This is a genomic window from Flavobacterium sp. (assembly GCF_013822155.1).
GTDB lineage: Bacteria > Bacteroidota > Bacteroidia > Flavobacteriales > Flavobacteriaceae > Flavobacterium.
On the sequence record NZ_PNJW01000019.1, the window covers coordinates 23,075 to 48,042 of the forward strand.

21 protein-coding genes and 3 tRNA genes are annotated in these 24,968 nt (G+C 32.7%); 16 read left to right on the forward strand and 8 right to left on the reverse strand.

The window, feature by feature from the left end; translation table 11 throughout:
* Nucleotides 1–75: 75 nt before the first annotated feature.
* Nucleotides 76–2,208, forward strand: a complete 2,133-nt coding sequence (locus tag C0512_RS06715; RefSeq protein WP_290859934.1) for a S9 family peptidase — start codon at nucleotides 76–78, stop codon at nucleotides 2,206–2,208.
* Nucleotides 2,209–2,297: 89 nt separating this feature from the next.
* On the opposite strand, the gene C0512_RS06720 is transcribed toward C0512_RS06715, so the two are convergent.
* The 6 genes from C0512_RS06720 to tgt form a co-directional block, all read right to left on the reverse strand.
* Complete coding sequence (locus C0512_RS06720; protein WP_290859936.1) at nucleotides 2,298–3,569, reverse strand: asparagine synthetase B; 1,272 nt, start codon at nucleotides 3,567–3,569, stop codon at nucleotides 2,298–2,300.
* A gap of 135 nt (nucleotides 3,570–3,704) precedes the next feature.
* The gene (dnaB, locus tag C0512_RS06725) at nucleotides 3,705–5,249 is read right to left on the reverse strand and encodes a replicative DNA helicase (RefSeq protein WP_290859938.1); all 1,545 of its coding nucleotides are present in this window, start codon (nucleotides 5,247–5,249) and stop codon (nucleotides 3,705–3,707) included.
* 140 nt (nucleotides 5,250–5,389) lie between these two features.
* Nucleotides 5,390–6,343, reverse strand: coding sequence for an acetyl-CoA carboxylase carboxyltransferase subunit alpha (locus C0512_RS06730; RefSeq protein ID WP_290859940.1), 954 nt, complete (start codon nucleotides 6,341–6,343; stop codon nucleotides 5,390–5,392).
* A 116-nt stretch (nucleotides 6,344–6,459) separates the two neighbouring features.
* Nucleotides 6,460–7,350, reverse strand: coding sequence for a DMT family transporter (locus C0512_RS06735; protein WP_290859942.1), 891 nt, complete (start codon nucleotides 7,348–7,350; stop codon nucleotides 6,460–6,462).
* The gene (locus C0512_RS06740) at nucleotides 7,337–8,416 is read right to left on the reverse strand and encodes an LptF/LptG family permease (protein WP_290859944.1); all 1,080 of its coding nucleotides are present in this window, start codon (nucleotides 8,414–8,416) and stop codon (nucleotides 7,337–7,339) included. Before C0512_RS06740 ends, C0512_RS06735 begins: the two co-directional genes overlap by 14 nt.
* 15 nt (nucleotides 8,417–8,431) lie before the next feature.
* Nucleotides 8,432–9,562, reverse strand: a complete 1,131-nt coding sequence (gene tgt / locus C0512_RS06745; protein WP_290859946.1) for a tRNA guanosine(34) transglycosylase Tgt — start codon at nucleotides 9,560–9,562, stop codon at nucleotides 8,432–8,434.
* 150 nt (nucleotides 9,563–9,712) lie between these two features.
* Here tgt and C0512_RS06750 point away from each other — a divergent pair, with 150 nt between their 5' ends.
* The 3 genes from C0512_RS06750 to C0512_RS06760 all read left to right on the forward strand — a co-directional run bounded on the left by C0512_RS06750 (nucleotide 9,713) and on the right by C0512_RS06760 (nucleotide 14,127).
* Complete coding sequence (locus C0512_RS06750) at nucleotides 9,713–12,052, forward strand: T9SS type A sorting domain-containing protein (protein WP_290859948.1); 2,340 nt, start codon at nucleotides 9,713–9,715, stop codon at nucleotides 12,050–12,052.
* 207 nt (nucleotides 12,053–12,259) lie between these two features.
* Nucleotides 12,260–13,105, forward strand: coding sequence for a transketolase (locus tag C0512_RS06755; protein WP_290859949.1), 846 nt, complete (start codon nucleotides 12,260–12,262; stop codon nucleotides 13,103–13,105).
* A 68-nt stretch (nucleotides 13,106–13,173) separates the two neighbouring features.
* The gene (locus C0512_RS06760) at nucleotides 13,174–14,127 is read left to right on the forward strand and encodes a transketolase C-terminal domain-containing protein (RefSeq protein ID WP_290859950.1); all 954 of its coding nucleotides are present in this window, start codon (nucleotides 13,174–13,176) and stop codon (nucleotides 14,125–14,127) included.
* 52 nt (nucleotides 14,128–14,179) lie between these two features.
* On the opposite strand, the gene C0512_RS06765 is transcribed toward C0512_RS06760, so the two are convergent.
* Nucleotides 14,180–15,148, reverse strand: a complete 969-nt coding sequence (locus C0512_RS06765) for a hypothetical protein (RefSeq protein ID WP_290859952.1) — start codon at nucleotides 15,146–15,148, stop codon at nucleotides 14,180–14,182.
* A gap of 126 nt (nucleotides 15,149–15,274) precedes the next feature.
* Here C0512_RS06765 and C0512_RS06770 point away from each other — a divergent pair, with 126 nt between their 5' ends.
* From C0512_RS06770 to C0512_RS06780, 3 genes are read left to right on the forward strand one after another with little or no spacing between them, the layout of a single operon-like run.
* Entirely contained in the window at nucleotides 15,275–15,655 is a 381-nt protein-coding gene (locus C0512_RS06770; protein ID WP_290859953.1) for a S4 domain-containing protein, read from the forward strand.
* On the forward strand, nucleotides 15,642–16,223 hold the full coding sequence (locus C0512_RS06775) for a methyltransferase domain-containing protein (protein WP_290859955.1): 582 nt from the start codon (nucleotides 15,642–15,644) through the stop codon (nucleotides 16,221–16,223). Before C0512_RS06770 ends, C0512_RS06775 begins: the two co-directional genes overlap by 14 nt.
* A 5-nt stretch (nucleotides 16,224–16,228) precedes the next feature.
* Complete coding sequence (locus C0512_RS06780; RefSeq protein ID WP_290859957.1) at nucleotides 16,229–16,729, forward strand: phosphoribosyltransferase domain-containing protein; 501 nt, start codon at nucleotides 16,229–16,231, stop codon at nucleotides 16,727–16,729.
* Here the strand turns inward: C0512_RS06780 and C0512_RS06785 are convergent.
* Complete coding sequence (locus C0512_RS06785) at nucleotides 16,718–17,236, reverse strand: shikimate kinase (RefSeq protein WP_290859959.1); 519 nt, start codon at nucleotides 17,234–17,236, stop codon at nucleotides 16,718–16,720. The two genes, C0512_RS06780 and C0512_RS06785, sit on opposite strands and share 12 nt — an antisense overlap.
* A gap of 128 nt (nucleotides 17,237–17,364) precedes the next feature.
* On the opposite strand from C0512_RS06785, the gene C0512_RS06790 reads away from it, so the two are divergent.
* From C0512_RS06790 to C0512_RS06830, 9 genes are all read left to right on the forward strand, one after another.
* Nucleotides 17,365–17,437 (forward strand) — tRNA-Lys (locus C0512_RS06790).
* 29 nt (nucleotides 17,438–17,466) lie between these two features.
* A tRNA-Lys gene (locus tag C0512_RS06795) sits at nucleotides 17,467–17,539 on the forward strand.
* Nucleotides 17,540–17,584: 45 nt separating this feature from the next.
* Nucleotides 17,585–17,666, forward strand: a tRNA-Leu gene (locus C0512_RS06800).
* Between the two features lie 253 nt (nucleotides 17,667–17,919).
* Complete coding sequence (locus C0512_RS06805; protein WP_290859961.1) at nucleotides 17,920–18,816, forward strand: MerR family transcriptional regulator; 897 nt, start codon at nucleotides 17,920–17,922, stop codon at nucleotides 18,814–18,816.
* Nucleotides 18,817–18,870: 54 nt separating this feature from the next.
* Complete coding sequence (locus tag C0512_RS06810; RefSeq protein ID WP_290859963.1) at nucleotides 18,871–20,331, forward strand: NAD(P)/FAD-dependent oxidoreductase; 1,461 nt, start codon at nucleotides 18,871–18,873, stop codon at nucleotides 20,329–20,331.
* A 21-nt stretch (nucleotides 20,332–20,352) separates the two neighbouring features.
* Complete coding sequence (locus C0512_RS06815; RefSeq protein ID WP_290859965.1) at nucleotides 20,353–21,192, forward strand: phytoene/squalene synthase family protein; 840 nt, start codon at nucleotides 20,353–20,355, stop codon at nucleotides 21,190–21,192.
* Between the two features lie 12 nt (nucleotides 21,193–21,204).
* The gene (locus C0512_RS06820) at nucleotides 21,205–21,645 is read left to right on the forward strand and encodes a sterol desaturase family protein (RefSeq protein ID WP_290859966.1); all 441 of its coding nucleotides are present in this window, start codon (nucleotides 21,205–21,207) and stop codon (nucleotides 21,643–21,645) included.
* 128 nt (nucleotides 21,646–21,773) lie between these two features.
* Nucleotides 21,774–23,693, forward strand: coding sequence for a transglutaminase family protein (locus tag C0512_RS06825; RefSeq protein ID WP_290859968.1), 1,920 nt, complete (start codon nucleotides 21,774–21,776; stop codon nucleotides 23,691–23,693).
* Nucleotides 23,694–23,697: 4 nt separating this feature from the next.
* Nucleotides 23,698–24,968, forward strand: a 1,271-nt coding sequence (locus C0512_RS06830) for a DUF3857 domain-containing protein (protein WP_290859970.1), incomplete at its 3' end; no start/stop codon positions are given.

Below are 24,968 nucleotides of genomic sequence, written 5' to 3' on the forward strand. Positions count from 1 at the left end.
TATAAAGGGTACTATTTCAATTCAAATGAATAGTATCCTTTTTTATATCTTTACAAAAAACAAACAAACTATATTATGGATAAAAAATTCATACTCTTCTTTAGTTTATTTTTAGCGATTTCCGTTAATGCTCAATTAAAAAAAATCACATTAGAAGAAAGTGTATTACAACAAGGCAGAAAATTTGGTGCTGATAGATTAACCGGTTTTCAATGGATTCCAAACTCCGATAAATATGTTTATTACACCGAAGTTTGGACTAAAATGATGTCAGCTTCTTCTAAAGATAACAAACCAACTGAATTGGTTACATTAGCAGCTATTAATTTAGCTTTGGGAACCAATTTAAAAAACTTTTTTGGTTTGGAGTGGATTGATGCTAATACAATTTTAGTTTCGGAAAAGGGAAAATATTATACGTATTCTCTAACTTCAAAATCAGGAAAAATCACACAAGTATCTCCGGAAAATGCAGAAAATCAAACTTTTGATATATCCAAAACCAATTTAGCCTTTACAGAAGAAAATAATTTATATTTCTTAGATAAGAACAATAAAAAAATTGCTGTTACGAACGAAACAAATAAAGAAATAGTTTCAGGCCAATCTATTTCCAGAAACGAATTTGGCATTAAAAACGGCATTTTTTGGTCTCCAAAATCTTCCTATTTAGCATTTTATCAAAAGGATGAAACAGAAGTCGCTGATTATCCTTTATTAGATATTAATGAAACTCCCGGAAAATTAGTATCTATCAAATATCCAATGATTGGTCAGAAATCTGAAAAACCAAGAGTTGGAATTTTTAATTTGGCAACAGGCAAAACTGTTTTTATCAACCCGAAAAATAATCCTGATGATTATTTAACCAATCTTTCTTGGTCACCGGATGAAAAATACATCTTGATTGCAGAATTAAACCGAGGTCAAAATGACATGAATTTGAATGTTTATGATGCCAATTCGGGTGAATTTATTAGAACTATTTTGAACGAAAAGAATGCTAAATGGGTTGAACCGGAGCACGATGCCTTTTTTCCAAATGCTAAATCAAACAATTTTATTTGGCTCAGTGAAAAAAGTGGTTTTCAAAATTTATACTATTATACTATAGAGGGTAAATTAATCAAACAACTTACTTCAAATAAATTTCCGGTAAGGGAAATTATGCAAGCAAATCCGGCAGGAAAAGAGATTTATTTTAAAGCAACGGGTGAAAATCCAACTAATATGTTGGTTTATAAAGTAGATTTGAAAGGGAAACAAACGCTAATTACTAAAAACGAAGGTGTTCATAATGTGGTTATTTCCAACGATGGAAATTGGTTTTTTGATGAATTCTCGAATCATTCAACTCCATCAAAATCATTGCTATATGATAAAAAACTTAACGCTACGACTTTGTTGGAAAGCAAAAACAAATATGATGGTTATGAAATGGGAACCGCAGAAGTCAGAACTATTAAAGCTGCTGATGGTACAACCGATTTATATACCCGTTTAATAAAACCAAGCCATTTTGATCCAAACAAAAAATATCCCGTTATGGTTTATGTTTATGGTGGTCCACATGCTCAAATGATAACAAATTCCTATTTAGATGGAGCTAATTTGTGGATGTATTGGATGGCGGAACAAGGTTATTTAGTTTTTACAGTGGACAATCGCGGATCGGATAATCGTGGTTTTGAATTTGAAAGCGTTATTCATGGCCGATGTGGTTTTAATGAAATTGAGGATCAAATTAAAGGAATTGACTATCTAAAATCTTTACCTTATGTTGACAGCAATCGATTAGCTGTTCACGGTTGGAGTTATGGCGGATTTATGACTACCTCCTTGATGTTGAGAAAACCTGATGTATTTAAAGTTGGTGTTGCCGGCGGACCTGTTGTTGATTGGAAATGGTATGAAGTGATGTATGGTGAACGTTATATGGATACACCTGCTGAAAATCAAAAAGGTTTTGAAGAAGCTAGTGTTTTAAACTATGTAAAAGAATTAAAAGGAAAGCTATTATTAATTCACGGAACGAATGATGATGTAGTGGTGGAACAACATAATTTATCTCTAGTCAAAAAATTTGTGGAAGCAGGAAAACAAGTAGATTATTTTCCATATCCAATGCACAAACACAACGTAAATGGTAAAGACAGAGTGCATTTGATTACTAAAGTTTTAAATTATATTATTGATAATAATAAATAAAGTACTTTAGAAAAAAGAGTAAAAAAAAACCGAAAGAAGAAATCGCTTTCGGTTTTTTAGTTATGATAATATTATAGTATAAGTTTTCATTATGTTTTCTGTTTCTTTTTCTTAGCGGCAGGAAACAGTACATTATTTAAAATCAATCGATAACCCGGTGAATTCGGATGTAAATCTAATACAGTAGGGGCATCGCCAACCAAATGCTGATAATCTTCCGGATCATGTCCGCCAAAATAAGTAAACATTCCTTTTCCTTTTGTTCCGTGAATGTAACGAGCTTCACCATTAAATCTGTTTTCACCCATGACCAACACATGTGATTTGATTCGTTCACTATCAAAAGCGGTGGTTTGACCCATAAAACCTTTGACTAATTGTGTATGATTTTGACACAACATACTAGGAATTGGATCCCATTTTGCAGAATATTCCATCAAAGTAAAATAATCCTTTTCCATCGGCATTTTGCGTTTGGTAGTCATATCAATATCCGAAAACTCATAAACGGTTGGTGATCTTTCCAAAATATAATCTTTAAAAGCGAATGTTCTTGAATAATCAATTTTAGATTGATAGTTGGCCTCACTTTCATCACCATCAAACATAGGCTCACAAATATCGACACCTTCAGCTGACAAAGCAATATCAAAACTATCTGTTGCAGAACACATCGCAAACATAAAACCACCTCCAATCACAAAATCTCTTATTTTTTTGGCTACAGCTAATTTCTCTTCAGAAACTTTAGAATATCCTAATTTTGTTGCTAAGGCTTCAGCTTCTTTTTTCTGTTCAATATACCAAGGTGCATTTCGATAGGCTCCGAAAAACTTACCGTATTGTCCTGAAAAATCTTCATGATGCAAATGCAACCAATCATACAAGAGAAGCTGATCCGTTAAAACTTCTTCATCATAAACAGCTTTAAACGGAATTTCGGCATACGTTAAAACCAACGTTACAGCATCATCCCAAGGTTGTTTTCCTTTTGGGGTATAAACAGCAATTTTAGGTGCTTTTTCCAAAACAACCGATTCCATATTTTGCGATGGACTACTGATTTCATCTAAAATTTGATTTGCTTGTCCATCAGAAAGAATTTCAAAACTAACGCCACGAATTTGACATTCTTTCCTTATTTCTGCTGCATCAGGAAGCAAAAAAGAACCTCCTCGATAATTGAGCAACCAACTGGCCTTGAAATCTTTTTCTAAAGCCCAATAAGTAATTCCATATGCTTTTAAATGGTTTTGCTGGGTAGCTTCGTCCATCGGTATAAGAATGAAACTGGCTTTTACCGAAAAGGAAAGTAAAAAAAATAAACAATATAGAATTGATTTTTTCAAAGTCTTCAACATTTTAGATGGTCAAAATAAGTTGTAAAGCCAAAGATAAACGATTTTGTGTGAAGAAAATGATAAAAAATTATTAACCATATAGGTGATATAAGCTAGCTATGAATCTTATATCACCTATATGGTTAATAATAAATTTTAAAATGGTACGTCCGAATCTTCTTCTTCTGTATTCATATTACTTCCAAAAGCATCGTTAGCAGTAGGAAGATTTTTCGTAATAAAGGTTGTTTCTTCGGCATTCATTCTTGAAGGTAAATCATTGAAACCGGAGGAATAATCATCTAAATTATCAAATTTACCTAGATTTCCGATGAATTTTAAGCGGATATTTTCTAAACTTCCGTTTCGGTGTTTAGCAATTATAAACTCCGCTTGACCTTCTGTAGGCGAGTGTTCATCGTCATCCCATTCGTCAATTTTATAATATTCAGGACGATAAATAAACGATACAATATCGGCATCTTGTTCGATTGCTCCCGATTCACGAAGGTCGGAAAGTAATGGTCTTTTACTGGAACCACGTGTTTCAACCGCACGGGAAAGCTGTGACAAAGCAATCACAGGAACACTTAATTCTTTCGCTAATGCTTTTAAATTTCGTGAAATAGTTGAAATTTCTTGTTCCCGATTTCCGCCACCTTTTCCGCCACCACCGGCCGTCATTAATTGAAGGTAATCGACAATAATTAATTTGATTCCATGTTGAGAGGACAATCGTCTGGCTTTTGCCCGTAAATCGAAAATCGAAAGTGAAGGGGTATCATCAATATATAAAGGAGCTTTTTCGAGGTTTTTTACCTTCACACTTAATTGTTCCCACTCATGTTTTTCAAGTTTTCCGGTACGTAATTTCTCCGAAGACAATCCGGTTTCTGAAGATATTAAACGAGTAATTAACTGAACGGAAGACATTTCCAGAGAAAAAACCGCTACAGGTTGATTATAATCAATAGCCATATTTCTAGCCATTGATAACACAAAGGCTGTTTTTCCCATCCCGGGACGTGCTGCAATAATAATTAAATCACTGGGTTGCCATCCGGAAGTTACTTTGTCTAATTTATCAAAACCGGTAGCTACACCGCTCAATCCCTCTTTGTTGGCTATTTCTTCGATTCGTTTTTTAGCTTGAATAACTAAACTTTGTGCCGTTTCTGAACTCCGTTTAATATTTCCTTGTGTAACTTCATACAATTTAGATTCAGCTTTATCTAATAAATCAAATACATCAGTGGTTTCATCATACGACTCTTCAATAATTTCAGACGATATTTTAATCAAACTTCGCTGAATAAATTTCTGTAGAATAATTCTGGAATGAAATTCGATATGTGCTGAGGAAGAAATTTTCTGCGTCAATTGAATGAGGTAAAAATCACCTCCAACCAAATCCAATTTTGCATTCTTTTTTAATTGAGCTGAAACAGTTAATAAGTCAATTGGTTGAGTATCCGTAAATAACTGAACGATTGCTTCAAAAATATGTTTGTGAGCGTCTTTATAAAAAGCGTCGGGCTGTAATATATCTATCACTTCATCAACCCCTTTTTTATCAATCATCATCGCACCCAAAACGGCCTCTTCCAAGTCTAATGCTTGAGGTGGCAATTTCCCTTTTTCAAGATTGATAATGGTAGTTTTATCTACTTTTATCGGGTTAATATTTCGTAAATTTTCCATTAGGCTAAAGTAACTATAATATAAAAAAATGCACTATGTAGTTGTCAATAAATAACTGTTAACAACTAAATATTATTGTTGATAACCAAAAAAAAATCCGAAGTTTCAAGGCTTCGGATTTAGCTATAATAATGTAAGAATTATTCTTTAAATTCGCCCATCCTACTGTATTTGTCCATCCTTTGAGCAACCAATTCAGCTGTTGATAAATCTTTTAGTTCATTATATCCTTTGATAATATATTGTTCTACTGTTTTAAATGTAGTTTCTCTGTCATAATGAGCTCCGCCCAATGGTTCTGGCACAATTTCATCAATTAACTTTTGCTTTTTCATGTCATAGGAAGTCAATTTAAGTGCTTCGGCCGCTTGTTCTTTGTATTCCCAACTTCTCCACAAAATAGAGGAACAAGATTCCGGTGAAATGACTGAATACCAAGTGTTTTCTAACATATAAACCTTATCTCCTACCCCAATTCCTAATGCTCCACCTGAAGCTCCTTCCCCCACAATTACGGTAATAATAGGTGTTTTTAATCGAATCATTTCCAGAATATTTCTAGCAATGGCTTCTCCTTGTCCACGTTCTTCTGCTTCTAAACCTGGATAAGCTCCGGGAGTATCAATCAAAGTAACTACAGGAATACCGAATTTTTCAGCCATTTTCATCAAACGAAGAGCTTTTCGATACCCTTCAGGATTGGCCATTCCAAAATTTCTAAATTGACGTGTTTTGGTATTGAATCCTTTTTGTTGACCAACAATCATAAAAGATTGTCCACCAATTTTTCCTAATCCACCAATCATTGCTTTATCATCTTTAAAATTTCTATCCCCAAAAAGTTCTAGAAAAGTATTCCCGCACAAAGCTCTTACATGATCCATCGTATAGGGACGACTTGGATGACGAGAAAGCTGAACCCGTTGCCAAGCAGAAAGATTTTTGTATATTTTTTTCTTAGTTTCTTCTAATTTTTTCTCAATTTGTTTACAAGTAGAGGCAACATCAACATTAGATTCTTCACCAATAATTTGGCATTTGTCTAATTGATCTTCCAACTCTTTTATGGGAAGTTCAAAATCTAAATATTCCATAGGTTTTGATAAATTTAAGTTTGTTTGAAAAGCAAAGATAGAATTTTATCTTATTAAGAAAAGTTATTTTTAATGTTAACTTTTAAACATTTTTAGGAGTTTAGAAATTGAAATCACTAGGAACTATTCCTATTTCTAAGTTTATATTTAATAACTCCATTTAAAATGACTGTAATTAATATCAAAATCGCACCAAAATAAAATTCAGAACTCATTTTTTCTTTGTCTTTAAAAATTAATAACGCCAATATGATTCCATAAACAGGTTCTAAATTTATGGTAAGCATTACTGTGTAAGGACTTATAAACTTCATTACTCTTACCGATGCAATAAAAGCATATGCAGTACATATCGAACTCAGAATCAATAAATAAACCCAATCTGAAGGTTGAAGTATAAAAAAATCTTTTGAAAAACTATTGGATAACAATAAATAGATAGAAAAATATAAAACACCTCCGGTTAACTCATAAAAAGAAATAACTGTTGAATCATACATTTTTGCATACTTCCCATTAATTACAGAAAAAAGAGCCGATAAAAATGCTGACGTTAAGGCAAGTATTATCCCTAAATAATAATCTCCTTCAACATTAAAAATGATATATAATCCGACAACTACAATTAGTCCAAATAAAACTTCATACCAGATGACTTTTCGTCGGTATAAAATTGGTTCTAAAAAAGAGGTAAAAAAAGCACCTGTTGATAAACACGCTAAAGTGACAGAAACATTAGAGACTTTAATGGCTTTAAAAAAAGTCAGCCAGTGTAAAGCAATGACCAATCCTAGAAGTAAAAACCCAAAAATTGTTTTTCTTGGCACAACAAAATTTGTCTTTTTATAGGCCATAAATAAAACAATAAAACCTACGGCCAATAACATTCTAAACCATACCAAGGGTAAAGCATCCAAGGTGATTAATTCCCCCAGAATAGCTGTAAATCCCCAAATAAAAACAATTAAATGAAGATGTAAATAACTTTTAAGGTTATCGTTTGGCATTTTTCAGTAAATAAACGGCTAATATACCAAAAACAAAATTTGGAAACCAAACGGCTATAAAAGGTGGAATACTCGACTTTTCAGCCATGGTGCCAAAAATCTTATCGAAGAAAATATAAGTAAAAGCAAGAACTATTCCGATGGCTAAGTTCACTCCCATTCCGCCACGGCGTTTCATGGAAGAAACAGAAACTGCAATTATTGTTAAAATAAAAGCAGTAACCGGCAAACTGTATTTGCGATACAACACTACTAAATAGGTATTTATATTAGCGTTGCCTCGTGCTTTTTCTTTTTTAATAAATTTATTTAACTCCGGTAAAGTAAGCGTTTCTGCTATATATATGACGGGTGTTAAATCTTCTAAATCAAAATTAAAAACAGTGTCTTTTTTCTCTACTTTTTCAATAATGTCACCATAAATACCAACTTTTCTTTTTTGATAACCAAACATGGTATATGTGCTATCTTTCTCATTCCATTTGAGTCTACTGGACAAAATCTTATAATCAAGTTTTTCTCCTTTAAATTTTTCTAAGGTAAAATTAAAAGCCGTTTTCGAAACTGAATTAAAATTACTGACATAAATAAATTCATCATCACTAATTTGCCTGAAAACATTTGAATTTTCTCTGATTTCAGCATTGTTTTTTAAATAGGTATACCTGAAATCATTAAAACCTTTACTAGCTTTTGGCACAAGAAAAAAGCCCATGATCAAGGCAAAAACTGAAACCATTGTTGCACCTAGTATATAAGGTCGTAAAAATCGTGTAAATGAAATTCCTGAACTTAAAATAGCTATAATTTCAGTATTATTTGCTAATTTAGAAGTAAACCATATGACAGATAAAAATAAAAAAATAGGAAATAATAGATTCGCAAAATAAATTGTGAAATCGAGATAATAGATTGCTACCGCTTTAAAAGGCACTTTGCTCTCTAAAATTTTATTAATTTTTTCAGCAACATCGATTACAATCCCAATAGGAATAAAAAGCAATAACATCACCACGAAAGTAGCTAAGTATCTTTTTAATATGTATTTATCGATGATTTTTAACATCCTATTTCCAGTTAATTATAACCTTTGACCCATTTGTTTAACCATTTGTTCTTTCCAAACTCTGAAATCACCTGCTAAGATATGTTTTCTCGCTTCACGAACAAGCCACATATAAAAACCGAGATTATGAATGGTCGCAATTTGTTTCCCAAGATACTCATTTGCTGCAAATAAATGCCGTAAATAAGCTTTGGTATATTCGGTATCAACAAAGGTAATTCCCATTTCATCAATAGGCGAAAAATCATCTTCCCATTTTTTATTTTTGATATTGATTGATCCATGAGCTGTAAACAACATTCCGTTTCGGGCATTTCGGGTTGGCATCACACAATCGAACATGTCAATACCTAAAGCAATATTTTCCAATATATTAACCGGTGTTCCAACTCCCATTAAATAGCGGGGTTTATCTTGCGGTAAAATAGCGGTTACGATTTCAGTCATCGCATACATTTCCTCAGCAGGTTCACCAACTGAAAGTCCACCAATGGCATTTCCTTGAGCTCCGGCATTAGCAATATACTCAGCTGATTCCTGTCTTAAATCTTTATAGGTACTTCCTTGAACAATTGGAAAAAAAGTTTGCTCATAACCATATTTAAAAGGAAGATTTTCTAAATGATTAATACAACGATCTAACCAACGGTGTGTCATGTGCATGGAACGTTTGGCATAGCGATAATCACACGGATAAGGTGTGCATTCATCAAAAGCCATGATAATATCGGCTCCAATGGTTCGTTGAATTTCCATCACATTTTCCGGAGAAAAGAAATGATAGGAACCATCAATATGGCTTTTGAATTTCACGCCTTCTTCCTTAATTTTTCTGTTGGAAGAAAGTGAATACACTTGATAACCACCACTATCAGTCAAGATATTTCTATCCCAATTCATGAATTTATGTAAACCTCCTGCTTTTTCTAAAATTTCTGTCTGTGGGCGAAGGTATAAATGATAAGTATTTCCAAGAATAATATCCGGATTGATGTCCTCTTTTAATTCACGTTGATGCACTCCTTTTACAGAAGCTACCGTTCCAACCGGCATAAAAATTGGGGTTTCTATAACGCCGTGATCAGTTGTTATACTTCCGGCACGGGCTTCCGAATGAGGGTCAGTCGTCAATAAATCAAACTTCATATATATTTTTTACAGTGGGCAAAGATAAAAGAATTGTTAATTTAGGAATTACGAATTAGGAATTAAATAACAAATCCCTTTATAAAATTTGATTTTCCAATAATTCAATCTTTAAAAGTTTTATATTTGGAAAACGTTAGACTATAAATTATGAAAAAAGTTGTAATTCTTCTTGTATTCATTCAATCAATAGGTTTTGCCCAAGAAATATGGCGACCGTTAGGAAATGATGACTTTAACAGTGCCTCTTGTGGCGATGTAACTTTAGCCGGAAGAAACCCAATTGTAGTCAAAAACGACCATGCTTTTTTGTTCAATATTCAAACACCTGAATACCAAAGTACCAATTATCGTTTTTCTGCAAGCAAATATTCTGAAGGTCAATGGCAACATTTGGATTTTCCTTTTTTCTTTCCAAGTACTCCAATAATTGATTGTGCCGTTGACAGCAACGAAATACCATACGTACTATTTAATGCTATTGCCGGAAATAATGCTCCGGTAGTCAAAAAGTTTGAAAATGGCAACTGGACTGATGTTGGAACTGACATCTCTACTTTGTCATCCTCTTTTTTAAACATAGCGATTGGCTCAGATAATTTACCCCGGATTTTATTTCGTGAAGGCAATGTTATTAAGTTGAAAAAGTTCGATGGCAGCAATTGGGTTTTAATCTCGGAAACTACTGAATTTATTCCCTACACCAGCATTTCTCTTGAACTTGACAACAACAACATTCCTTATGTTGTTTCTAATTATCAGGTTGGCAGTACTTATAATTGTTTCGTGAAAAAATTCAATGGAACTGCATGGGAAGAAGTAGGAATTACGGGTTTTTCAGAAAGAGGATTCTCCTTAGTCTTCGATAATTTCAATGTTCCTCATATGTTTCTTAACAATATTATTAAAAGATATAACGGATTGGCCTGGGAAAACATTCCAACTCAATTGTCAGAACCATATTTCGGCATTACTGGAGGTATAAATTTATTTTTTAATAATTCAAATGAGTTGTATGCGAGTTTTGCTGGTGCTGTTTATATGTCTCCTGTTCGGATTTATGTTAGAAAATTGGTTGGTACAACTTGGCAGTCCATTGTAAGTGATGGTTTTATCTATGATAAAGTGTACACTGTTTCCGGAAACAACACCTATCACGTTTCTTTTGGAACGGACTATCAACCAGATGTTTACAAAATCAACAATGGTGTATATACACTTTTAGGCCCCTCACCTTATCTAATAGCACGAAGCGGAGATTATGATTTTTCAATCTGCAATGGCATCCCTTTGATAGCCTATCAAGGAAGTAATGGCAAAGCCCAAGTAGGCATGTTGGTAAACGATAATTGGTCTAATTTAGGAGCATTGAATATCTCAGAAAACGAAATTTACACCGCAAAGATCAAATCGGGCACCGATGGTAATATCTACTTGGCCTACAACAATAGAATTTCGTCCACAACCAGCGATACCAAACTCAGCGTTAAAAAACTTACCTCGACGGGATGGGAACTCGTTGGTCCGGTCAACTTTTCACTATCGGCAGGCTATTATTTTGATTTCAAAATGAGTCATACTAACGAACCTTATGTACTTTACATGTCGGGACGAGTGCAAAAATTTGACGGTAGCAATTGGGTTTTTGTCGGTGGAAGTGCCTATGTTGGAGATACTGAAGCTCGATTGGTATTGGATGCAAACGACCTACCTTATATCGCCTTTAAAGACCCATCAAATGGTGGTCGCATTGCAGTAAAAAAATTAAATGGTAATGTTTGGGAATATGTAGATCAAACTAGTCTAGCCGTTTACACAGGTCAATCCTATAACCCAAGGATTGTAATTGATGCATTAAACAATATTTACTTGGGATTTATAGACAATACTGATAAAGTACATATTAAGAAATTAAATAATGGCAGTTGGCAATCTGTCGGACCGGATTTTTTTACTACGGGAAAAACCCGCAATCATGAACTTTCAGTAGACCAAAATAACGTTTTATATGTAATATATAATGAGTTAGAAAATAACTTCAGAAGTGAAGCAAAGGTAAAAAAGTTCAATGGTAGCAATTGGGAATTTGTTGGTGAGCCTAATTTCTCAGCGACCTCTATCACTCAAGGGAAAATCGATTTTTGGGCTAACAATACTCCTGTAGCGTCTTTCAGCTCTGCTAATGGCACATATCATTATATTTATGCAAAATATTTTGGAGAAATGAATGCATTAGGAATAAACGAACAAGAGTTAATTACTGAAAACCCAAAGTGGTTACTGTATCCAAATCCGGTTACTAATGCTTTTTCCATTGTAGGAAAAGATTCCATCTTGTTAATTGAAATATTCGACATGACCGGTAAAAAAGTGAAAGTAGAAAACTCTAATTTTAATAATGTAGATATATCGTCTTTTCGTTCGGGCATTTATATGGTAAAAGTAAAGTCATATAGTGGGTCAAGTATTTTGAAGTTAGTCAAAAATTAAAATCAGTTTGAAATTTTTAGAATTTATACAACTTTTTCAAGAATTTCATCATAATTCTCAATGAGATAGAACATCTAGATATTTTGAAATAAATAACCGCTTTTTATCATAAAGCATGGAATAATTGATGATAACTATTCATAAATTCATTTGCCAACCTTTAAAATTACATTTACTTTTGCGACATCAATTTTTTAACTACAAAAAATGTCAAACACACAACAATTAAACGACTTTGCAACACAAGTCAGAAGAGACATTCTTCGCATGGTACATGCCGTAAATTCGGGACACCCCGGAGGTTCTTTAGGATGTACAGAATTTTTTACAGCCTTATACCAAGTCATTCTCGAAAGAAAAGAAGGATTTAACATGGATGGAAATGGAGAAGATTTATTTTTCTTATCCAATGGCCATATTTCACCTGTATTTTACAGTGTTTTGGCCCGCAGTGGTTATTTTCCGGTATCAGAATTGGCTACCTTTAGATTATTAAATACGCGTTTACAAGGACATCCAACCACACATGATGGTTTACCCGGCATTCGTGTAGCTTCCGGCTCATTAGGTCAAGGCATGTCCGTTGCCATTGGTGCTGCCTTAGCAAAAAAATTAAATGGTGACAAACACTTGATTTATTCACTTCACGGTGATGGCGAGTTACAAGAAGGCCAAAATTGGGAAGCTATGATGTATGCAGCAGCCTATAAAGTTGATAATTATATTGCAACGGTTGATTTAAATGGTAAGCAAATAGATGGAGCAACGGATGAAGTTTTACCCATGGGTGATATTAAGGCAAAATTTATTGCCTTTGGTTGGGATGTTTTAGAAATAACCGAAGGAAATAACATTGAAGCTATTTTAGCCGGAATGTCTGAAGCTAAATCGAGAACCGGAAAAGGAAAACCGGTTTGCGTTTTGTTGCATACCGAAATGGGAAATGGCGTTGACTTTATGATGCACACGCATGCATGGCATGGAAAAGCTCCCAACGACGATCAATTAGCAAAAGCGTTAGAACAAAACCCCGTAACTTTAGGTGATTATTAAATTGCTTTATGCACTATGCTCTAAGCCTTATGCTTATTGCCTATTGCCTAAAGCCTATAGCAATAAAAATGAAAAAATATACCAATACAGGAAGTAAAGATACTCGTTCAGGATTTGGAGCAGGAATGACCGAACTCGGACAAAAAAACGAAAATGTGGTTGCCTTGTGTGCCGACTTAATTGGCTCGTTAAAATTTGATGATTTCAAAAAAAATCATCCGGAACGTTTTTTCCAAATCGGAATTGCAGAAGCCAATATGATTGGCATTGCAGCCGGATTAACCATCGGTGGTAAAATTCCATTTACAGGAACATTCGCCAACTTTTCTACAGGAAGAGTGTACGATCAAATTCGTCAATCGGTTGCTTATTCAGACAAAAATGTAAAAATTTGTGCTTCTCATGCCGGATTAACTTTAGGAGAAGACGGAGCAACACACCAAATTTTAGAAGACATCGGTTTGATGAAAATGCTTCCCGGAATGACAGTAATTAACACTTGTGATTACAATCAAACTAAAGCTGCGACCTTGGCCATTGCCGATCACCACGGTCCGGTTTATTTACGTTTTGGTCGTCCAGTAGTGCCAAATTTCATGCCTGCTGACGAACCATTTGTATTAGGAAAAGCAATCCTTTTGAATGAAGGAAGCGATGTGACTATTATAGCTACTGGACATTTAGTTTGGGAAGCTTTAATTGCAGCAGAAAAACTGGAAGAAAAAGGAATTTCTGCAGAAGTTATCAATATTCACACTATTAAACCATTGGACGAAGAAGCAATTTTAAAATCGATTGCTAAAACAGGTTGCGTAGTTACTGCAGAAGAGCATAATATTTTAGGAGGTTTAGGAGAAAGTGTTGCCCGAACTTTATCCTTAAACAATCCAGTTCCTCAAGAATTTGTAGCAGTAAATGACAGTTTTGGTGAAAGCGGCACTCCTGACCAATTGATGGAAAAATATGAATTAAATCACCAAGCTATTATTGCAAAGGCAGAAAAAGTAATCAAAAGAAAATAACCATCCTTTTTACCTCAAATAAAAAATCCCGATTGCTCGGGATTTTTTTTATTTATTGATGACAGCTAGGGTCAAGGTATCTTTTTAACCTAATTGGATTGGTTGTATTTCCACTACAATCCGGAATAGTTGTAAAATCATAATATTCTTGTGGGTCAGTTCCTGAAATTTTGAATTCATTTCTGGTTAAAAAACCATCCCCATCATCATCGGTATCTAAAAAATCAGGAATCAAATCGGCGTCCGAATCTTGCATGAAGTAATCCGTTTCTGTTCCATATAATTCCATATAAGATAAAATTCTATCCGAATCATGGTCAATTTTATCTAACGTTTTCAGGTTGATTTGAAATACAATATTGGAATATGCCGGTAAATTGGCTCCTTGTGGACTATTATAATAAGCCAAACCTGAAGGAATAAAAACCAGACAATTTCCGGCATTAATATAATTAATTGTTCCATCTGGATTTTCAACAATACTTTCTGCCGTTTTCATAATCGGCAAAATTTGTCTGAAACCGGATATAAAAACATTCGTGATTGGATAGGATGTCCAAACAGGAGTTGAAGTTCTGTCAAACTCAACATTATCTAAATTCCAACCTCGATAATCTACAAATGAAGAATCAATTGTCAACGGATTTTGACCTCCACCTTCATTCAATAATACATAATACAATTTATATTCCACAGGATCATCAATTCCACCATCAGTTCTAATTGTTAATCGAGTGTCATTTTTAACAGTAATACTATTCAAAGGATAATCTGTTTGATCCCAAATAGATACCTGACTACCTCCTGTCGGAATTTCAGTTATTACAGCATTCAATTCACTATCTAAAGTCATGTAATTTGTTTTTAAATACTTTTCAATTGAATCGATATCTGAGGCATATTGCTCAGTTCTGTCATTCGGAGGTGTTACAGTTGTAGCGTCATCATCATCTTTGCACGAAATGGATAAAAATGAAAACAGCACCATCAACATTGGGACTTTTAAACTTTTTAACAACATATTTATTTAATTTTTGTTCTTTTTGTTAGCTTTATTTTAGTTGAATACTTTTTCTAAAATAAGTGCTGCAAGATACAATTTTGATTTATTTTTGTATAAAAATTAACGTAGATTTCTGAATAAAGCATGAGAGTCGATAAATATTTATGGTGTGTCCGTTATTTCAAAACCAGAAACATGGTTACTGAGCTTTGTAAAAAAAACCATGTTACGGTAAATGGTATAGTCGCGAAACCTTCTCGTGAAGTATTTCCATCCGATGCTGTGACATTTAGAAGAGACCAAATCACTTATAAAATAAGGGTATTAGCAATACCTGAAAACAGAGTTGGAGCCAAATTGGTTGACATCTATCGAAAAGACGAAACTCCGGAAGAAGCTTTTGCACATTTAGAACTACTAAAATTATCCAAGGAACATTATCGTAAAAACGGTGAAGGGAGACCAACAAAAAAAGACCGTCGGGATATAGAAAATTATACAGAAGATACTAATGAAACTGAATAAAGATTATTGGGAAAACAGGTATCATTTGAATGAGATTGGATGGGATATCGGAACAATTTCTACACCTTTAAAGGAATATATCGATCAGATTGAAAACAAAGAATTAAAAATATTAATTCCGGGAGCAGGAAATGGATATGAATTTGAATATTTATATAATGCAGGATTTCAAAATGTTTTTGTGATAGATATCGCTAAAACTCCTTTAGAAAATATTCAAACGAGAATACCTCACCTTGACAACAAACACCTCATTCATAAAGATTTTTTTGAGCTAAGTGATACTTTTGATTTAATTATTGAACAAACTTTTTTTTGTGCGATTGCACCTGATTTACGAAAAAAATATGTGTCAAAAATGGGCTCTTTATTAAATTCAGGCAGTAAAATAGTTGGCTTACTTTTTCAATTTCCGTTAACTGAAAAAGGCCCACCTTTTGGTGGAAATAAAAATGAATATCGATCCTTATTTCAAAATCAATTCAATATAAAAATATTAGAAACTGCTCATAATTCAATAAAACCAAGAGAAAACAACGAACTCTTTTTTATCTTTGAGAAAAAATAAAACTTATGCCACAAAACATTATACTCACTCATCAGGAAATCGAACATAAAATCAAGCGGATAGCTTATCAAATCTATGAAACTTTTGTAGATGAAAAAGAAATTGTAATTGCTGGCATTGCTAAAAATGGGTTTATTTTTGCTCAAAAGTTAGCTAAGGATTTAGAAAAAATAGCAGAATTCAAAGTGACATTGTGTGAAGTGCATGCAAATAAACATAATCCTTTTGAACCTATCACCACTTCCTTAGATAAAGCAGCCTATGAAAACAAAGGACTGATTTTAGTGGATGATGTTCTTAATTCCGGGACTACTTTAGTTTATGGTGTGAAACATTTTTTAGATGTTCCGTTAACAAAATTCAAAACAGCTGTTTTAGTAGATAGGAATCATAAAAAATATCCTGTAAAAGTAGATTTTAAAGGTATTTCACTATCCACTTCATTTCAGGAACATGTCCAAATTGTTTTCGAAGAAGGAAATAGTTATGCCTATTTAAGTCAGTAATTTAATAATCTCCTGAACCACTTCCTTTTCCAATTTATTATCTGTAGAAATGAAATGCTGAGCTTGGTGATAATAGTAACTTCTATCAAAAAGGTGTTTGGCTATATACTCTTTTAGTTCATCCTCATTCATTTTAGCAATCAAAGGTCTTTCTGATTTACTTTGCAATAATCTTTTGAATAGTTCCTCAACAGATGTTTTAAGATAAATTGAAATCACCTCTTTCTCTTTTAGAAATAAGTGATTATTTGCATAACAGGGAGTTCCGCCTCCAACACTCAACACAAAGTCATCTTTCGATTCCATTAAATCTTTAAAAACTTCATGTTCAATTTTTCTAAAATAAATTTCACCCTTCGTTACAAAAATTGAATTGATAGTTTTTCCTTCCTTTTTTTCTATAAGTTTATCCAAATCCAGATGTTTTTTTTTCAAAACATCAGCTACTATAGAAGCGATTGTGGTCTTACCTGACCCCATGTATCCGAGTAAAATAATTTTTTTCATTATAATAATTCCTTGTACAGTAAGGGGTTAAGAAAGAATCTGCCAAAAAGACAAATTTAAGACAAAATTGCTTTGAAAAATAAATAATAAGGACGTATATTTGCACCCGCATTCAAGAAATTGCATTTGACTCGATAGCTCAGTTGGTAGAGCACATCACTTTTAATGATGGGGTCCTGGGTTCGAGCCCCAGTCGGGTCACAATTTTTTTGAAATTTTTTGATGCTAATGACTCGATAGCTCAGTTGGTAGAGCACATCACTTTTAATGATGGGGTCCTGGGTTCGAGCCCCAGTCGGGTCACAAGTAAAGACGTTGCGTGCAACGTCTTTACTTTTTTTTATATCAGGCCACGTGGAGAAATTGGTAGACTCGCCATCTTGAGGGGGTGGTGCTGCAAGGCGTATGGGTTCGAATCCCATCGTGGTCACGGATGAATACTTCAAATGAAAAGACGCCAAGTTTACTTGTGCGTTTTTTTGTTTTAAGAATTCTCAAAGCGGAGCTTTAGGGAGAGACGAAGTCAATCCCATCGTGGTCACGGATGAATACTTTAAATGAAAAGACGCCAAGTTTTCTTGTGCGTTTTTTTTGTTTTAAAATACCATTTCCAAAAAAAATATTTAAAAACCTTTAAAGTTTGTTTTATTTGTTTACTTTTGTTTAACAAACAATACGAAACAATGAACAATGTAAAAAATGTTTTTAGCATCAAAGATTTAGAAAACCTTTCCGGCATCAAAGCACACACTATTAGAATCTGGGAAAAAAGGTATAATGTATTAGAACCGATGCGTACAGAAACTAACATTCGTTATTATGATTTAGTTGCCCTTCAAAAGCTATTAAACATTACCCTATTACATAATCACGGTTATAAAATTTCCAAAATTTCAAAACTCTCTCCTGATAAAATTAACGTAATGGTAAGAGAAATTGTGAATGAAAAGAGCGTTAAACATCATGCTATTAACGCCTTTAAAATGGCAATGATGAATTTTGACCAAGTGTTATTTTTCAATACCTATTCAAATTTACTTTCAGAAAAATCGTTTCGTGAAGTCTTTTATGAAGTTTTCATACCACTCATGAATGAAATTGGATTGTTGTGGCAAGCAGAAACAATCACTCCTGCTCATGAACATTTTATAAGTTACCTCATCAAACAAAAGCTATTAGTTAATACCGAAAAAATACAGCTGTTAGAACCTACTCGAACTGATAAAGTTTTTGTGCTCTTTTTACCGGCAAACGAAATTCACGAATTAGGGTTAATGTATCTCAATTATGAAGTTATATTAAATGGCTACAAAACAATATATTTAGGAGAAAGTGTTCCCATTGATAGTTTAAAAGATATAAAACGCTATTTTGACAACGTAGTCTACATTTCTTACATGACAGTTGAACCTACGAAAGACAATATATCAGATTATATGAAAGAAATTCATAAAGAGATTCTTGAAGGAGAAAATGCTGAATTATGGGCAATTGGTCGCATGACAGAATACATTAAACCAAATCAAAATTCTAAAATTAAAACTTTCAATTCAATACTAGAATTATCCAAAGAATTATAATTTTTTCACAATTTTTTGTTTTGTTTAGCTTTTTCACTATTTTTGTTAAACATTATGAAAAAAGATATACACATTATTGGTTCCGGATTTTCTGCATTAGCAGCAGCTTGCTATTTAGCGAAAGCAGGGCATGACGTAACGGTTTTTGAAAAAAATTCAACAATTGGCGGCCGTGCTAGACAACTAAAAAAAGAGGGGTTCACCTTTGATATTGGCCCAACTTGGTATTGGATGCCTGATGTTTTTGAACGTTTTTTTGCTGATTTTGGCAAAAAACCTTCTGATTATTACGAATTAATAAAACTCTCTCCCGCTTATCAAGTTTATTTTGGGATTCGTGATTTTGTTACAATTGCTGATAATTTACCTGAAATAATCAACACCTTTGAGTCGATTGAAAAAGGAAGTGGTAAAACACTTGAAAAATTTATGGCAGAAGCCAGGAACAATTATGATATCGCCATTAAAGATTTAGTTTATAATCCTGGTGTTTCTCCGCTAGAGTTAATTACATTAGAAACTGCAAAAAAAGTTGGTCAATTTTTTTCTACTATCAGTAAAGAAGTTCGAAAACGTTTCAAAAATGATAAACTCATTCAAATCTTAGAATTTCCTGTTTTATTTTTGGGAGCAAAACCAAGTAATACTCCTGCTTTTTATAGTTTTATGAATTTTGCAGATTTTGGTTTAGGAACATGGCATCCAAAAAATGGAATGTATAGTGTTGTACTTGCAATGGAAACTTTGGCAAAAGAACTTGGTGTAGTGGTTCAAACAAATGCATCAGTTGATAAAATCATTGTTGAAAATAAAGCAGCCATTGGCATACAAGTGAATGGTAAAAAACATTTTTGTGACATTGTTTTAAGCGGTGCTGATTATCATCACACAGAAACATTATTGGACAAAAAAGATAGAGTTTATTCAGAATCATTTTGGGAAAACAAAACATTCGCTCCCTCTTCGCTTCTATTTTACATTGGATTTGACAAAAAAATTGAAAATGTAGAACACCATACATTATTTTTTGATGTCTCGTTTGAAAAACATGCAGAAGCTATTTATGACAATCCAAAATGGCCGGAAGAACCCTTGTTTTACGCCAGTTTTCCATCAAAAACAGATTCTTCTGTAGCACCAGCAGGGAAAGAAGCTGGTATATTTTTAATACCATTAGCACCCGGAATTGAAGACACTGAAGCAATCAGACAAAAATATTTTGAAAAAATAATTACCCGTTTTGAAAAATTAACACACCAAAATATAAAAAATAATATTATTTTTAAAGAATCATTTTGTGTAAACGATTTCATAAAAGATTATAATTCCTACAAAGGAAATGCATATGGAATGGCGAATACACTTATGCAAACAGCTTTTTTGAGACCAAAATTAAAGAGTAAAAAAGTGCAACATCTCTATTTTACCGGACAATTAACAGTACCCGGACCTGGTGTTCCTCCCTCTCTAATTTCGGGGAAATTAGTTTCAGAATTAATTGAAAAGTATTCATAAATCAAGTTATAAATTACCGCTATGAAATCAATTTTTGACCATGTATCCTTTGAATGCAGTAAGTTAGTAACTAAATCTTACAGCACGTCTTTTTCTTCTGCCGTAAAAATGCTTGCCCCAAGTATTCGGGAAGATATTTATAATATATATGGATTTGTCCGATTTGCAGATGAAATTGTAGATACGTTTCATGAATATGATAAAGAACTTCTTTTTGAATTATTTGAACATGATTTAGAAAAAGCATTACAAAACAAAATTAGTTTAAATCCAATTTTAAACTCTTTTCAACACACTGTGAATCGATATGAAATCCCAAAAGATTTAATTGACGCATTTATGAAAAGCATGAAACAGGATTTATATAAAAAAGAATATCAAACTACCGCTGAATACCAAGAATATATTTATGGCTCTGCAGATGTAGTTGGACTTATGTGTTTAAAAGTTTTTGTGAAAGGAAATGAAGCATTATATGAAGAATTAAAGCATAGTGCCATGCGATTGGGTTCTGCTTTTCAAAAAGTGAATTTTTTAAGAGATTTAAAGGCTGATTTTGAAGATTTAAACAGAACTTATTTTCCTAATACGAATTTGAATCAACTAGATGAAACTTCAAAGCAAGAGATTATAACAGAAATTGAATCAGACTTTGCTGCAGGATTTGTAGGGATTCAAAAACTTCCAATTGAAGCTAAATTTGGTGTTTATACGGCTTATATATATTATAAAAAATTGTTGTCAAAATTAAAAAAGACACCTTCATTAGAAATAAAAAACACACGTATTAGAGTGCCTGATTACGAAAAAGCTGGACTTTTAGCAAAATGCTATCTTAATTACCGATTGAATATTATTTAAACTCAACTTATTATGTGGATTCATATTCTCATTTTTTTTGCTACCTTTTTCATGATGGAATTTATGGCTTGGTTTACCCATAAATATATTATGCACGGAATTCTGTGGCATCTACACGCTGATCATCACAAAAAAGACCATGACTCTTGGTTTGAACGTAACGATACATTTTTTATATTTTATGCTATTGTTAGCATAAGTTTTTTTCTCTTGTGGAAATATGAAATTTTAGAAATAGGTCTGGCAGTTGGCTTAGGAATTTTAGCCTACGGATTAACTTATTTTTTTGTTCATGACATTTTTATTCATCAGCGATTTAAACTTTTCAGAAATGCAAACAATATGTATGCAAGAGCATTAAGAAGAGCACACAAAATGCATCATAAGCACATTGGAAAGGAGCATGGAGAATGCTTTGGCATGCTTATAATTCCTTTTAAATATTTCAAATAAACAGTATTAATTTGCTGTTTATCTGTTTATAATCTCGGTGTGATTTTTAACAGATTTATTCTTAAGTTATTCTTATAAATCATAGTTTTTCCTAATTATTTTTATTTAATTAGCGGAAAATTATTTTTATGAATATCAAAGTAACTTTACTTCTTTGTCTTTTTGTCAGCTTTTCAGTTTTTGGACAAAAAAATATTGATCCTACTCCTGCAGATATTGACCTTGCAAAATCGATTAGAATTAAATATGAAAAATCAGATGTGGCTATCCTTGAAAGTACGGAGAATATCACATTCGGTTACAATAAATCTACTTCAAATGTAACTGTTGATTTATCAGTAGATGAATTACTAATGAATATCAACCATCGGGCAGATATTTTCAAATATGAATTTTATGATAGTTCTTCTAAAATTGAAAATTTTACTATCAAATATCGTAATGATAAATTAGCTTATTTTGCTGTTCAAGATGAGTTTTACAAAGACAATGATTTATTTTACAATGATGCCCGTGTCAAACATGTAAAAATAGATTTTCCTGTTCAAGGGTATACTTATAATTATCATATCGATAAGAAATTTGAAGATGTAAAATATTTCACTTCTATCTATTTTAACGATGAATTTCCGGTGATTAAGAAAAAAATAAAAGTCACTATTCCAAAATGGTTGAATTTAGAGTTAAAAGAAATGAACTTTCAAGGACATTCTATCGTAAAAACTCAAACAACTGACGCCAAAAAAAACACGACAACAATTGTTTATGAATTTAACGACATCCCTGCTTTAATTGCAGAAGAAAACAGTCCCGGTCGTTCTTATTTATATCCACATCTTTTAGTCATTGCCAAATCATATGAAATGAATGGTGAAAAAATCACATTGTTCAATTCAACTGCCGATTTATATAAATGGTACAAATCTTTGGTCGATCAAATGAAAGATGATCCGGAGCAATTAAAAAGCAAAGTAAATGAACTGACCGCGAAAGCTAAAACTGACGAAGAAAAAATAAAAAACATTTATTATTGGGTACAAGATAATATACGATACATTGCTTTTGAAGATGGGATTGCGGGTTTCAAACCGGACGATTCACAAAACGTATTCAAAAAAAGATATGGTGATTGTAAAGGAATGGCAAACCTCATCAAACAAATGATGATTATTGCCGGTTTTGATGCTAGGCTTACATGGATTGGAACAAAGCATATTGCTTATGATTATTCCATACCCTCACTTTCAGTTGACAACCACATGATTTGCACAGTACTATACAAAGGAAAACAAATCTATTTAGATGGTACTGAAAAAAACATTTCACTAGAGGAATATGCTGAAAGAATTCAAAATAAAGAAACCTTAATTGAAAATGGTGATGCTTATATAATCGGCAAAATTCCAACCGTTCAAGCAAGTCAGAACAAGGAGACTTTCCGTGCAAAATTAGTAGTTGATGGTGAAAAGCTAAAAGGCTCTTGTAAAAGAACGTATTTAGGAGAAAGTCGTACTGAATTTCAAAACATTTATAATAGTTTTGAAACGGATAAAAAAGCAGAAGCATTAGAACGATATCTTTCTAAAAATGACAAAAACAATCATGTAACTTCGATTAAAACAAGTGATTTAAAGTCAAGGGAACAAGCTCTAACAATTGATTATGAACTAGAATCTGAAAATCGATTAAGTAACTTTGATGGTGAAATGTATTTGAACTTTGAATTCATGAATGAATACAAAAAATTCACTTTAAAAGACCGTAAAACAGATTACGAACTTGATTATAAAATCTTATATGATTCTGAAATTAGTATTGTTTTGCCGGCAGGATATAAAGTTGAAAAACTACCTGAAAATTTAATCCAAAAAGAAGAAGACTATCAAGTAGAAGTTTCTTTCTCACAAAAAGGTAACGAGCTTCTTTATCGTAAAGTTTTTATTTTCAACAATGCAATTTTACCAAAAAACAAACAAGAAAAATGGAATACCACTCATAAAAAACTTGTCGAATTTTATAATTCATCCATCACTTTAATAAAATCATAATTTAATGAAAAAAATTATTATTCTTTGCCTTTTAATTGCAACCACTATCAATGCCCAAGATAACGTAAAGATTCGCGACTTCTTTTGGGGAAAACAAGACACTCATTCAAAAACGGTGGCTATTCCTGACAAATGGAAAAATGAATCAGCAGTTATTATTTATAAATTTGATTTTTATGATTACCACAAATTCGGTAAAAATGTAAATTATACTTCGGCTAAACGAATCAGAGTAAAATTATTGGATGAAGCAGCTGTAAAAGAATTTTCTGAATTTACATTTACCGAACGTTTTTTGTCAAGTAAAGGTTATGCCATGAAAAGAGGCACTAATTCAATTGGTATAAAAGTAATAAAACCGGATGGCAAAGAAAATATTTTGGATGTTAGTAAGGAATCTGTAGTAGCTGATAAAGAAAAAAAGATAGCAATTCCAAACCTAGAAATTGGTGATATCATAGATTATTATCTGCATTCCGAAGAACCTTTCAAATCTATCATTGAAGTGGGCTTTGATCCGGTAGAAACAAATTTGGGAGATGTATATCCGATTATGGAATACAAATTGACTTTTCAAACAGAAAATGATTTCTTTGTAAATTTTAACACCTATAATGGTGCTCCAAAATTAACGCAAATACCAACCAAAAATAGTGGAGAACGCATCTATGAATTAGCCGCAACAAATCTTGATAAAAACGATTTTCCACGTTGGTTTTACCCTTTAGTAGAATTACCATGCTATAAATTTCAGGTGTTTTTTGCCCGTTCCGGTAAATTTGAAGAAAGAGCGAAAGCCTTTTTGTCAGAGAAAGAAAAAGACGTAAAATCAACCGTTACAAAAGAAGATATTTTCAACTATTATGATTCAAAATTCCTTGCGGAAGGAAATATTTCTCAAATAAATGACTTCTTAAAAGGTAAGAAGTTTAAAGATGACGAAGAAAAAATAAGAGAAGTATATTATTATACCAGACATCAATACTTCACTCAATATGTTGAGGCATTTGTGGCAAAAGAAGCTAATATTTTTTATCCTTTTGAGCTATATCCAAATGCAATATTTTTTAATACGGAAGAACATTTCATCAGACATTTTATGTTCTTTTTGAAGAAAAATGACATCTCATATGATATTGTGGTTGGAACAGATCGATATAACGGGGATATCAAAGATTTATTAATTCAACAGAATGTATCTATTTTGCTAAGAGTAAATACACCTAAACCTATTTTTTTGGAATTTTTTACTCCTTTTACGAGTGCCGACCAATT